Origin of the sequence: Deinococcus sp. (assembly GCF_030523985.1) — a bacterium.
Taxonomy (GTDB): Bacteria; Deinococcota; Deinococci; order Deinococcales; family Deinococcaceae; genus Deinococcus.
The window spans coordinates 24,899-37,067 of sequence record NZ_JAUNHK010000010.1 but is presented as its reverse complement, the minus strand read 5'-3'; the positions used below and the strand labels follow the sequence as shown (position 1 = coordinate 37,067).

At 64.6% G+C, this 12,169-nt stretch carries 12 protein-coding genes; 5 read left to right on the top strand and 7 right to left on the bottom strand.

Annotated features, from left to right (window positions below):
* Window positions 1–58 precede the first annotated feature (58 nt).
* Window positions 59–865: an alpha/beta fold hydrolase gene (locus Q4C89_RS03140; protein WP_303101149.1), complete on the top strand. Its 807-nt coding sequence runs from the start codon at window positions 59–61 to the stop codon at window positions 863–865.
* A gap of 81 nt (window positions 866–946) precedes the next feature.
* Window positions 947–2,119, top strand: a complete 1,173-nt coding sequence (locus Q4C89_RS03135; protein ID WP_303101148.1) for an alanine--glyoxylate aminotransferase family protein — start codon at window positions 947–949, stop codon at window positions 2,117–2,119.
* Window positions 2,120–2,318: 199 nt separating this feature from the next.
* On the opposite strand, the gene Q4C89_RS03130 is transcribed toward Q4C89_RS03135, so the two are convergent.
* Window positions 2,319–3,023, bottom strand: coding sequence for a metallophosphoesterase (locus Q4C89_RS03130; RefSeq protein WP_303101147.1), 705 nt, complete (start codon window positions 3,021–3,023; stop codon window positions 2,319–2,321).
* A 47-nt stretch (window positions 3,024–3,070) separates the two neighbouring features.
* On the opposite strand from Q4C89_RS03130, the gene Q4C89_RS03125 reads away from it, so the two are divergent.
* Both Q4C89_RS03125 and Q4C89_RS03120 read left to right on the top strand, forming a co-directional pair.
* Window positions 3,071–3,913 (top strand): C40 family peptidase, encoded by an 843-nt coding sequence (locus Q4C89_RS03125; protein WP_303101146.1) that lies wholly within the window; start codon window positions 3,071–3,073, stop codon window positions 3,911–3,913.
* On the top strand, window positions 3,901–5,121 hold the full coding sequence (locus Q4C89_RS03120) for a Gfo/Idh/MocA family protein (RefSeq protein WP_303101145.1): 1,221 nt from the start codon (window positions 3,901–3,903) through the stop codon (window positions 5,119–5,121). Before Q4C89_RS03125 ends, Q4C89_RS03120 begins: the two co-directional genes overlap by 13 nt.
* A gap of 1 nt (window position 5,122) precedes the next feature.
* On the opposite strand, the gene Q4C89_RS03115 is transcribed toward Q4C89_RS03120, so the two are convergent.
* Window positions 5,123–6,064, bottom strand: a complete 942-nt coding sequence (locus Q4C89_RS03115) for a diacylglycerol kinase family protein (protein ID WP_303101157.1) — start codon at window positions 6,062–6,064, stop codon at window positions 5,123–5,125.
* A 37-nt stretch (window positions 6,065–6,101) separates the two neighbouring features.
* Here Q4C89_RS03115 and Q4C89_RS03110 point away from each other — a divergent pair, with 37 nt between their 5' ends.
* The gene (locus Q4C89_RS03110; RefSeq protein ID WP_303101144.1) at window positions 6,102–6,467 is read left to right on the top strand and encodes an IPT/TIG domain-containing protein; all 366 of its coding nucleotides are present in this window, start codon (window positions 6,102–6,104) and stop codon (window positions 6,465–6,467) included.
* 163 nt (window positions 6,468–6,630) lie between these two features.
* Here the strand turns inward: Q4C89_RS03110 and Q4C89_RS03105 are convergent, their stop codons facing one another.
* From Q4C89_RS03105 to fsa, 5 genes are all read right to left on the bottom strand, one after another.
* Complete coding sequence (locus Q4C89_RS03105) at window positions 6,631–8,037, bottom strand: aspartate kinase (RefSeq protein WP_303101143.1); 1,407 nt, start codon at window positions 8,035–8,037, stop codon at window positions 6,631–6,633.
* Window positions 8,038–8,042: 5 nt separating this feature from the next.
* Window positions 8,043–8,633 carry a pyridoxal 5'-phosphate synthase glutaminase subunit PdxT gene (pdxT, locus tag Q4C89_RS03100; RefSeq protein ID WP_303101142.1) on the bottom strand — a complete coding sequence of 197 codons (591 nt, stop codon included), beginning with the start codon at window positions 8,631–8,633 and terminating at the stop codon, window positions 8,043–8,045.
* Window positions 8,634–8,745: 112 nt separating this feature from the next.
* Entirely contained in the window at window positions 8,746–9,630 is an 885-nt protein-coding gene (gene pdxS / locus Q4C89_RS03095) for a pyridoxal 5'-phosphate synthase lyase subunit PdxS (protein ID WP_303101141.1), read from the bottom strand.
* Window positions 9,631–9,817: 187 nt separating this feature from the next.
* Window positions 9,818–11,092 (bottom strand): transcription termination factor Rho, encoded by a 1,275-nt coding sequence (gene rho, locus Q4C89_RS03090; protein ID WP_303101140.1) that lies wholly within the window; start codon window positions 11,090–11,092, stop codon window positions 9,818–9,820.
* 2 nt (window positions 11,093–11,094) lie between these two features.
* Window positions 11,095–11,760, bottom strand: coding sequence for a fructose-6-phosphate aldolase (fsa, locus tag Q4C89_RS03085; RefSeq protein WP_303101139.1), 666 nt, complete (start codon window positions 11,758–11,760; stop codon window positions 11,095–11,097).
* Window positions 11,761–12,169: the final 409 nt, after the last annotated feature.

Below are 12,169 nucleotides of genomic sequence, written 5' to 3'. Positions count from 1 at the left end.
GTCGTCATGGTGGACGACCCGGCGGGCTTCAACCGCGCCGTCGAGGAGTTTTTGCACCGTGGCTGACACTGCAGCCGGATATTCGCGCTGGACGCATGTGCAGGGGCTGTGGACCCATGCCCGCGTTCTGGGCGAGGGGCCGCCGCTGGTGGTGGTGCCGGGCCTGGGCTGCGCGTCTTGGATGTACGAACGGGTCGGGCGGCGACTGTCGCGCAGCCGCACGGTCTACCTCTATGACCCGCCGGGCCACGGCCACAGCCACGGCCGCGCCGGATTTCCTTCGCGTCTGGAAGAATTGACCGACCATCTGGCGGCGTGGCTGAAGGAAAGCGGCCTGAAATGCGCCCCGCTGTTCGGGCACTCGCTGGGCGGCGAGGTGATTTTTGACCTGGCGGCGCGGTATCCGACCTGCACCACGGCGCTGATTGCCTGCGCCCCGACGGGCATTCCGGAAAATCCCAGCGTCTTCGCCCAGTCGGTGCGGCTGCTGCTCGACCTGCCGCGTGAACGGCCCGGCCTGCTGTGGCCCGGTGGCCTGCGGGCGTACCGGCGGGCGGGTCTGGGCACCATGTACCGCCTCGCGCAGGACCAGAGCGAGCACCAGACCGGCGACCTTCTCCCCCGCATCGAGGTGCCGACCCTCCTCATCGACGGAGATCGCGACCCGGTGATTCGCGGCTGGACCATTCAGGAAATCCAGCAGGACATTCCCCACGCCGTCGTCCGGGTCATTCGCGGCGGCACCCATGCCCTCACCGACAGCCACCCCCGCGCCGTGGCGAGCTATACCCGCGACTTTTTGCGGCTGGTGGAACTGGATTGCCTCAGCACGGGTGAGCAGTTGGATACGGTTTTGAAGCCATAGAATTGCCGAAATTCGGGAAATAGGATTCGTTTAAGCAATAAAGTTGCGGGGTGCCGCGAACGGGTCTAGACTCCGGGTGAGATGTTTGAAGATACCCACGACGAGCATGTGCTCCTGACCCCTGGCCCCACCCCGATTCATCCGCTGGCACAAAAAGCCCTGATTCGCTCGATGCTGGGGCACATGGACCCCGAAGTCTTCGCCCTGAACAGCGAAATTCAGCGTGACCTGCAGGTGATGTACGGCACCGAACCCGAGGGCTTTACCGCGCTGCTGGCCGGCACGGGAAGCCTGGGCATGGAGGCGGGCTTCGCCAATCTGGTCGAACCGGGCGACGAGGTGCTGGTCTGCGCCAACGGCAGCTTCGGGCGGCGCATGGCCGAGATGGCGGCCCGCTACGGCGCGAAGGTGCGGCTGGTCACGGCTCCGCTGGGTGAGGCCATTCGGCCCGCTGATGTGGCCGCCCACCTGGATGACGACATCGCGATGGTGGCGGTCGTTCACGGCGAAACGAGCACGGGCGTCCTGAACCCGGTGCCCGAGATTGCCGAACTGGTGCGCGGTACGGGAGCGCTGCTGACGGTGGACGCGGTCACGACGGCGGGCATGGAGCCGTTCCACATGCAGGCCTGGGGCGTGGACTACGCCTACACCGGGGCGCAAAAGTGCCTGTCGGCCCCTCCTGGCCTCGCGCCGATTGCCGTGAGTGAACGGGCTTTTGCGCGGTTTGCGGCCCGGCGCACCCAGACGCCGCTGTGGTACTGCGATTTCGAGGGCCTGCGTGATTACTGGGTTGATCACACGTACCACCACACCGTGCCGGTGAACCTGCATTTCGCCTTCCACGCGGCGCTCCGGGCAGCCCTGGACGAGGGCCTCGAAACACGTCAGGCCCGCGTGCGGCTGATGGGTCGGGTGATCGAGCGCACGCTGGAGCCGCTGGGCTTTAGCCACTACGTGCGCCGCCCGGAGGACCGCCTCCCCACGGTGCTGGCCCTGCGCCTCCCCGAAGGTTTCGACGACGCGGGCGTGCGTAAGGCCCTGCGTGAACGCGAAATCAGCGTGACGGGCGGCCTCGGGCCGACAGCGGGCGTCATCTGGCGGCTGGGGCTGATGGGCGAGTCGGCCCGTCCTGGCCCCTACCGCCGCCTGATGGCCGAGTTGCAGGACCTGCTCGGGGAGCCGGGATTGCTGGCCCGCTACGAAGAAGTGCTGACCGAGGAACTCGCCGGGGGAACGCTGGCGCTGGCCTGAGTGAAGGAGAAAGGAGGCGGGCGGAAAGGTCAACTTCCGCCCGCCTCCTTCTTTTTTCTGCTTATACCGCTCTGAAAAATAGTTTGGGCATCCAAGCTATTTTTCCGAACGGAGTGAGTAGAAGAGGATACGGGACTGAACGGCGCGAAGGAGATGGCGGCGCTTTTTCGACATCTCCGAAGAATAGTTCAGTCCCGTATTATCCCATGCGCCCGGTGCGAATCACGTCGGCGATGACCGGGGGCAAGTTCCAGGCCATGATGTCGAAGGCACTCGACGAATAGTCGTAAGGCACCTTGTGAAGCGTGACCTTGGGCTTGCGGCCTATGCAGTCCACGATGGCGACATCCGCTCCGGGTTCGTGGTTGAGGGTCAGGCCCACGCTGCCGGGGTCCACGAAGACGGTGTCACCGATGTTGCGGATGAAGGGGACGTGGGTGCCGCCGACGACCACCACCCGCGCCGCAAGTTGGTCGGCCAGCCGTTCGAGTTGCCCGGCGGGGGCGTTGAGGTCGAGCCGCTGCTCGGGGTCGTGGGGCGAGCCGTGAAAGTAGCGCACGCGGCCCACGGGCGTGCTGATGCGTCCGCTGGGCGGCAGGCGGCGCAGGAAGTCGATCTGTTCGGGGGTCAGCGTGGTCTTGGTCCACTGTAACACCTGGTCGGCCACGCCCCGGCGTCCGTCACGTTCGCCGAAGTCGAGGGCGACCCGCAGGTCACTGCTGCCGAGGGTGGCGGGCCAGCCCTCACGCTGCACGAAGTCGATGACCGGCCCCGGCGAAGCGCCGTAGCCGACGAGGTCGCCGACGACGACCACCGCATTGACGATATTCTCGTTCAGAAAGCGTTTGACGGCCGTCAGCGCGTGGATATTTCCGTGGAGGTCACTGAGAAAAGCGATACGCAAGGTGCGACCATCCTACCTCAAAGCAAAATCGGTGTACGCTCGGCAAGATGCCCGATGCCCGACTGTTCGCCCAGGACCCGGTGCGCCGCTGGTCCGAAGCTCCCGCTCCTGCTGGCTGGCGCGAACTGCGCCCCGAAGCGGCCCGCAGCCGCACGCGCCTGAGCTTGCGGGCTTCTCCGGACACCCGGGCGGCCCAGGTCACCGAGGCGCTGCCGGGGGAAAATTTGGAGATTCTGGCATCGGAAGGAGAGTGGCTGTGGGGCCGCACGGTCCACGACGGCTATCTGGGCTGGCTGCGGCGTGACGGCGTGGTGGACGGGGCGTGGTCGCCCGACCTGCGGGTGACGGCCCGGCGTGCCCATGCCTACGCTGGCCCGCGCGTGAGTGCGCCGGTCGTGGCCGAACTGTGCTGGGGCAGCGGGCTACGCCGGGCGGCGGGCGAGGCGGTCACCGAGCAGCACCGGGTCTGGTGGCTGGTGGAGTTGCCGGGCGGCGAGGCGGCCTGGGTGCAGTCGGTCGTGTGCCGTCCCGAGCAGGTGACTGATGCGGCTGATTTCGCCTTGGACTTCGTGGGCACGCCGTATGTCTGGGGCGGGCGTTCAGCCTGGGGGCTGGACTGCTCGGGCCTGACGCAGCTCGCCTACGCCGCCTGTGGGCGTGCCTTGCCGCGTGACGCCGACCAGCAGCAAGCGGCCCTGCAACGGGTCGAGCAGCCCCGGCGCGGCGACCTGGCTTTTTTTCCGGGGCATGTGGGCCTGATGCTGGACGAGCGGCGCATGGTTCATGCCAATGCCACGGCGATGGCGGTCACGGTGGACGTGCTCGGCGAGGGGGAGTACCCGGCGCGGCTGCTGGCCTCGCTTCAGGGCTATGGGCGGTGGCCGACGTGATTCGGGTGGCGGTTATCGGCTGCGGGAACCGGGGAGCCGATGTCTACGCCTGGCACCTGACTGAGCAGGGTGCACAGGTCGTGGCGCTGGTCGAGCCGAAGCCGGAGCGCTTGCAGGAAGTCGCGGCCCGGCTGGGGGTGCCGCCGGAAGGACAGTTCACGTCGGCGGAGGCGTTTTTTGCGCTGGGGCGGGTGGCGGAGGCGGTTGTCATCGCCACGCCGGACGATCGCCATGTCGAACCCTGTCTGGCGGCGCTGGCGCTCGGGTATGACGTGCTGCTCGAAAAGCCGGTGTGCCTGCGTGAGGAAGAACTTGACTTGCTGCTGCGGGCCGAGGCCGCGTCGGTTGGACGGGTCACGGTTTGCCATGTCCTGCGGGCGACGGCTTTTTTTCAGGCCGTCCATGAGGTGGTCGCCTCGGGACGACTCGGGCGGCTGGTGGGCATCCAACACGCCGAGAACGTGGCTTTCTGGCACTATGCCCATTCCTATGTGCGCGGCAACTGGCGAAGCTCTCCCCCGTCGGCCCCGTTTTTGCTCGCCAAGAGTTGCCACGACCTCGACCTGCTGCGCTGGTTTGCCGGAAGTCCGCCGGTTCGGGTGAGCAGCGTGGGCACCCGCCTGCATTTTCGACCTGAAGAAGTTCCGGCGGGGGCGTCCGAGCGCTGCCTGACCTGCCCGCTGACCGACTGTGCTTACGATGCCCGGCGCATCTATGGGGCTTTCGCGCCCGATGTCTGGCCCAATACGGTGCTGACGGCGGGGGGCCTGAGTCTGGAGGAAGCGCTGCGGTGGGGGCCATACGGCGAGTGCGTCTACAACGGTCAAAACGATGTCGTCGAGCATCAGGCCGTGACCGCCGAGTTCGCTGGTGGGGTCACGGCGCAACTGACGGTCAGTGCCTTTACCCACAACAACACCCGCACCCTCAAACTGCTGGGGACGCGGGGCGAGTTGCGCGGCCACATGGAGCGCGGCGAACTGGAACTGCACGATTTCGCCGCTGGCCCTGGAGCCGCTCCCGAGCGCTGGCAGGTCGAGGTCAGCGGCAATCACGGCGGAGGCGACGTGGGCCTCGTCGCGGCTTGGCTGGCCTTTTTGCGCGGGGAGCGGCCCGTGCCGGTGCCGCTGACCGAGTCACTCGACTCGCACCGACTGGCCTTCGCTGCCGAGCGGTCACGGCTGCGGAACGAGGTTCAGGGTCTTTGATTCACGTGTCGAGTTCGTCGCGCCGGGCACTCGTCAGGAAGCGCACGGCTCCCGGCAGGATGCGGGCGGTAAAGGGCGTCGTTTCGACGTGGAGTTCGCCGTCGTACTGAAGGGGAAAAGGGTCGCTGGCGTCGACGCTGATTTCGCGGGCTTCCAGGGTTTCGAGGTTGTCGCTGAACATCGGATCGCCCAGGTTCAGGCGCGAGCGCACCGAATCGATCAGGTTGGGCACCAGCCGGAAAAGGTGGTCGGCCTTGAGCAGAATGACGGTAAAGCGCCCGTCGGTGGGGCTGATGTCGTCGGTGATGGGCAGGCGGTAATTGGCCATGCCGAAGTTGGCGACCATGACGCCTATGCCTTCAAAGTCGCGCTTCTGACCGTCCACGACGAGGTGAAAGCGGGTCTTGCGCGGATTCATCTGCTTCATGGCGCTCATGACGTAGGCCATCGCGCCGAAACGCTCTTTCAGTTCCTCGGAGTCGCGGATCATGGCAGCGTCGGCCCCGGCCCCGGCGAGCATGCAAAAGCCCGACTTTTCGCCGCGCACCTCGACTTCGCCCATGTCCACCTGCACGGCGTGCCCGGCCAGCACAATCTGCGCCAGCGCCGCCGGGTCACGCGGCAGGTCGAGGTTCTGGGCAATCAGGTTGGCGGTTCCGGCGGGGTAGGCGAGTATGGGCACGTTCTGGCCCCGGGCGGCATAGGCGAGGCTGCTGACCGTGCCGTCTCCCCCGGCGGCAACGACGGCGTTGAAATTTTGCAGGTCTTCGATGTGCTGGGCCATCGGCTGGTCGGGGTGGAGTTCGCGCTCCACGACTTCGCTGCCCGAGTCGCGCAGGTAATCTACGAATTCATTCAGGCCACTGTCGCCCTGTCCGCTTTTGGGGTTGAAGACGACCAGATAACGTTTGCCGGAGGTGGGGGGGGTGGTTTGACCCGTCATGTCCAGGTCATTAGACTGCCCCCACGGAGGGTTATCCATGCTGCGTTTCTTTCTTGCTTCTTTACTCATGACCGGGCTGCTCGCTTCCTGCACGCCCCGCGCCACCACGACGGCCAACGTGACCGCTGCTCCCCTGCTCATCAAGGCGTCCGAAACGCCCGTGCGCGGCGGCACGCTCACCATTCAGGGCCGTTTCCTGGGTGGCCCCTCGACGGCCCGCGTTCTGATCGGGGCCGATGAAGACGGGGCTGGCGCCTTCGTCATTCCGGCGAGTGCCGTTCAGTTGTGGACGGATACCGAAATCGTTGTGCAGGTTCCGGAAGGCGTCCCGGCGGGCGGTTCCTGGCTGTTCGTCGAAGTCGGTGGTCGCCTCTCGACTGGCCTGCGCGTCAGCGTTCGCTAAAGAAGGAGGGGCTTCAGGGCCTCTTTTTCTTGGGGTCTATTTGTGAAAGAAATATTTTTCGGTTTTGTTTGTGAAAATAGTTTCTTATCTAGGTGATGAATGTTTAAACGCCAGTCTTCCCGCGATTTGGGAGAAACTGGCGTTTGAGCGTTGACCTGCTGCTTTAGCCTTGGACCCCGAGGCTGAAGGCGTTGTGGACGGCCTGGGTGGCGGTATCTACCTGGGGACCGTCGATGGCCACGGAGATGTTCAGTTCGCTGCTGCCCTGCGAAATCATCTGGATGTTGATGCCTTCGCTGGCCAGGGCCGAGAACATCTTGGCGGAGACGCCCTGTTGCCCGCGCATACCGCTGCCGACGATGGCGAGGACGGCGACGTTGCTCTTTTCTTCGACGTTGAGTTCCTGGGACAGGCCGCTGCGTAGGGCATTCAGGGCGCGTTCGGCGTCGGTGCTGGGGACAGCCATCGACACGTTGCTCATGGAGCTGCTCTGCGACACCATCAGCAGGGTGATGTTTTCGCGGGCGATGGCGGAAAAGACGCTGGCGATGACTTCTGGCACACCAAGTACCCCGGCTCCGGTGACGGTGAGCAGGCTGACGTTTTTGATGGCGGTCACGGCTTTGACGGGGCGATTCGGATCTTGATCGGCCTGGGCGCGGACGAGGGTTCCGGCGAAGTCGGGGTCGGCGGCGCTCTTGACGCGCAGGGGAATGCCGCTTTCCTTGAGGGGCGTCACGGCGAGGGGGTGCAGTACCTTGGCTCCGAAGTAGGCGAGTTCCATGACTTCGCCGTAGCTCAGGACTTCGATGTTGCGGGCATCTTTGACCACACGGGGGTCGGCACTCATCACGCCGTCCACGTCCTTCCAGGCCCAGACCTCGTCGGCTCCAAGGGCCTTGCCGACGATGGTGGCGCTGAAGTCGGTGCCGCCGCGCCCCAGGGTGGTGATGGCTCCTTTGTCGGTTTCACCCATGAAGCCCGCGATGACCGGGGTGACCCCGGCGCTCAGGAAGCCGCTGAGGCGGTCTTTGATGCGCTCGTAGGTGCTGCTCTGGGGGCGGGCGTTGCCGAAGTGGGTGTCGGTCAGGATGCCTGCTTCACCGCCGGTCATGTGCTTGGCGCGCAGTCCGGACTGTTCGAGCGCCAGGGCCATCAGCGGGGCCGAGAGGCGCTCACCGAAGGCGACAATCAGGTCACGGCTGCGGGGGGTCAGTTCACGCAGCAGATAGACGCCGTAGACGGCCTGACGCAGGGTTTCGTGGAGTTCGCGCAGTTCGCGCACCGTTTCGGAATCGGGCGCGGCTCCGAGTTCCTGGGCAGCGGTGAAATGGCGGGTTCGCATGGCGGCGATGTCGTCGTTGGCGCGGGCGATGTCGCCGCTCTGGGCCGCGTCGGCGAGTTGCAGCAGCTGGTTGGTGACGCCGGCCATGGCGCTGACGACCACGATGACCTTCACGCCTTCGCGCAGGCTGCGAGCCGCGAGGGAGGCACTGTGGCTGATGGCGCGGGCGTCCTGCATGTTGGTGCCGCCGAATTTCATGACCAGAAGTTGGTGGGCTTGACTCATGAGGGTCAGTATGCCGCGTTTCGGGCGAGGTCGAGAAAGAGGCTGTGCAGGCGGGTGTCCTGCCCCAGCTCAGGGTGAAAGGAACAGGCCAGGACGTTCCCCTGGCGGGCCAGGACGGTCTGGCCGTCCCACTGCGCCAGTGCCTCGGCTTCTGCGCCGAGTTCGGTAATTACGGGAGCGCGAATAAAGACGGCAGGAAAAGGCGTGTCCAGGCCCTGGATTTCCAGTGGCGCGGTAAAGGAGTCCACCTGTCGCCCGAAGGCGTTGCGCTGAATGGTCAGGTCGATGGCCCCCAGGCTGGGCTGAGGCGGAAGTGAGGGACTGCCGCCCGTGACCTGCCGGGCGAGCAGGATGGCCCCCGCACAGGTGCCCCACAGGGCGCGGTCTGAAGCGTGAAAGTCGCGCAGGGGTTGCCAGAGGTCGTATTCGTTCAGGAGCCTGACCATGGTGGTGGACTCGCCGCCGGGGAGAATCAGGCCGTCTAGTCCCTCTAAGTCTTGAGCCAGCCTGACTTCGCGGGCATGGGCACCGAGACGCTCCAGCATGTGCCGATGCTCACGAAATGCGCCTTGCAGCGCGAGAATGCCGATGTTCATGTCTACCTCTGAGAAAAGGGGCCGCCTGTGTTGAAGGCGACCTGAGAAGGCTCTGGGCTATGCGCCGTGAGCTATGAGGTTTTCGTTTCTACGTTGGGCGGGCCGTAGGCCCTTACCAGCCGCGTGTTGCCAGGCGCTCTTCGGGAATCAGTTCGTTGATGTTGATGCCTGTCATAGGGGCGCCGAGGTCTTCGCTGACTTCCGCGAGGATGTCGGGATTCTGGAAGTGCGTGACGGCCTTGACGATGGCCTGGGCGCGGCGCTCGGGGTTGGCGCTCTTGAAGATGCCGGAGCCGACGAACACGCCGTCCAGGCCCAGTTGCATCATCAGTGCCGCGTCGGCAGGGGTGGCGACACCACCCGCAGCGAAGTTGACGACGGGCAGTTTGCCGTGTTCATGGACGTATTTGACCAGTTCGTAGGGCGCTTGCAGGTCGCGGGCGACGGTCATCAGCTCTTCGGCGGGGCGGCTCTGGATGGAGCGGATGTCGCCCAGGACGGTGCGGGCGTGGCGCACGGCTTCGATCACGTTGCCGGTGCCCGCCTCGCCTTTGGTGCGAATCATGCTTGCGCCTTCGCCCACGCGCCTCAGGGCTTCCCCCAGGTTTTTCGCGCCGCAGACGAAGGGAACTTTGAATTCATTTTTGAGAATGTGGAACTGCTCGTCGGCGGGGGTCAGCACTTCGGATTCGTCGATGAAGTCTACGCCGATGGCTTGCAGAATCTGGGCTTCTACGAAGTGGCCGATGCGGACTTTGGCCATGACGGGAATGCTGACGGCCCCGATGATTTCTTTAATCATCTTGGGGTCGGACATGCGGGCCACTCCCCCGTCTTTGCGGATGTCGGCGGGCACGCGCTCCAGGGCCATGACGGCGGTGGCTCCGGCGGCTTCGGCGATGCGGGCTTGGTCGGCGGTGACGACGTCCATGATGACGCCGCCTTTGAACATTTCGGCGAAGCCCTGCTTGATTTGGGGGGTGGCGGTTTCTTTCATGGCGGGGAGTGTAAGGCGGAGCTGACCCTGGATTTGGTGTCAGTTTGTTGTGGGGTTTGGGGTCAGATGACAGAAAATATAAATTTGAATATGAAGCTACTAAATCTAAATCCATTCATATAAAGAAATATTTACCATGCGCGGCAAGAAAAAAGGAGCCGGAGTGGCTCCCTCCCTTTTCGCAATTTCAACCAGCGAGCGCGGCCAGAAACTCCACATTATTGCGTGTTTTGCCCATGCGCCCGAGCAGCATTTCCATCGCGTCTGCCGAGTCCATGTCGCTGAACACCTTGCGGAGCAGCCACATTTTCTTGAGGACTTCGGGTTGCAGCAGCAGCTCCTCGCGGCGGGTGCCCGACTTGAGGATGTCCAGCGCGGGAAAAACGCGGCGCTCTTCCAGGCGGCGGCTGAGTACCAGTTCGGCGTTGCCCGTCCCCTTGAATTCCTCGAAGATGATGTCGTCCATGCGGCTGCCCGTCTCGACCAGTGCAGTCGCCAGAATGGTCAGGCTGCCGCCCCCGCGAATGTTGCGGGCCGCGCCCAGAAACCGCTTGGGCCAGTACAGCGCGTTGGAATCCAGACCGCCCGCCAGCGTGCGCCCCGTCGGGGGAATCACCAAGTTGTTGGCGCGGGCCAGACGGGTAATCGAGTCGAGCAAAATCACCACATCTCCCCCCTCTTCCACGATGCGGCGGGCGCGTTCGTGGACGAATTCCGCCACACGGATATGGTGCTGCGGCGACTCGTCGAAGGTCGAGGCGATGACCTGGGCACCCTGCACGCTCTCGCGAAAGTCGGTCACTTCTTCGGGGCGCTCGTCCACCAGCAGCACCATCACCGTCACGTCGGGGTAATTCTTGACGATGGAGTTGGCGATTTTCTTGAGGAGCGTCGTCTTCCCCGCTTTGGGCGGAGCCACGATCAGGGCACGCTGCCCGAGGCCAATCGGCACCAGCAGGTCGACCACGCGCAGGCTGAGGCCGTCATCCATGGTGGGGTCTTCCAGCACCAGTTGCTTGTCGGGAAAAGTCGGAGTCAGGTCGTCGAAGCGGGGGCGTTTGCGGGCGGCTTCCGGTTCGAGGCCGTTGACCGCTTCCACCCGTACCAATGACCCGTACCGCTCATTGTCACGCGGCTTGCGGGCGCGGCCAATCACTTCGTCGCCGGTGCGGAGGTGGTACTGCTTGATGATGCCCGCCGTCACCAGCACGCTGCGGCTCTGGGGGTCGAGCAGGTCGGCCTGCAAAAAGCCGTACCCGTCGGAGGTGATGTCCAGAAAGCCCCGCGCCAGAATCTGCCCTTCGGCGTCGGCCTGCTTTTCCATGATGGCCAGCGCCAACGCGTCTTTTTTCAGCTTGCGGTAATTCTCGATGCCCAGCCCTGCGGCCAGCAGGTGCAGTTCGGGCAAAATCTTGTCCTGTAACTCGTGAAAAGGTAGGGCCTGTGCGGAGGGTTCAGTCATGCTCAGCCTTCTTTGCCCGCTGGTGCCGCACGTTTCGACCAGTCAGCCATAAAGGCGTCCAGCCCGGCTTGCGTCAGTGGGTGCTTGATCATCTGGGTAAAGACCTTGTAGGGAATGGTCGCCACGTCTGCGCCTGCCAGCGCCGACTGCACCACATGCTGCGGGTGACGGATGCTCGCGGCGAGCACTTTGGTCTGTATGTCGCCCATGACGTAAGCTTCCTTGATGGCACGAATCAGTTCGATGCCGTCCCAGCCGATGTCGTCCACGCGGCCCGCGAAGGGAGAAATGTAGGTGGCCCCCGCACGGGCGGCGAGCAGCGCCTGCGGCACGCTGAAGCACAGGGTCACGTTGGTCTTGATGCCTTCGCTGGTGAGCGCCTTGCACGCTTGCAGGCCAGCGGGGGTCAGCGGCAGCTTGACCACGACCTGCTTGTGCCACGCGGCAACGTCCTTGCCTTCCTTGATCATGCCCTCGGCGTCGAGCGCAGTCACTTCGGCGCTGATGGCTCCGCCGGGCACCAGGTCGGCAATTTCGCTGATGACCTCCCTGAAGTCGCGGCCCGAAGCGACGATGAGCGAGGGGTTGGTGGTGACGCCCGAAAGCACGCCCCAGGTGTTGATTTCCCTGATTTCGTCCACGATAGCGGTATCGATGAAAAATTCCATGACTCTTTCCTCCTGAGAAGGCACAGGAACGCGGGTTGCGCTGTCAACCTGCCTGACCTGTGCCGGGATGCCCCTAGCATACGCCCGTACATGAGGAAAAAAAGGGGCAAAAGGGCCATAAGGAGCCTGGAAGCGCGCAGTCGCCTATGCATTGACCCCCGCCCCCGCAGCGCCTACCATGAGGGAACAACCGAGGCGAACGCGAGGCCAGTAGCTTTGGACACGGGGCAAGAGCGAGTCAGGGACGGTGAAAGCCTGACGCCCACGCCCAGACGTGAAGATCCCCTCCCGCGCTGGTGGAAGAAAGGCCCGGAACCCTGGCCGACTAGACCCACCCGGACGCCCCCCGACAGAGGGCTATGCAACGAGGCTCCCCGCGAGGGAGTGAAGTTGGGTGGTACCACGCGAA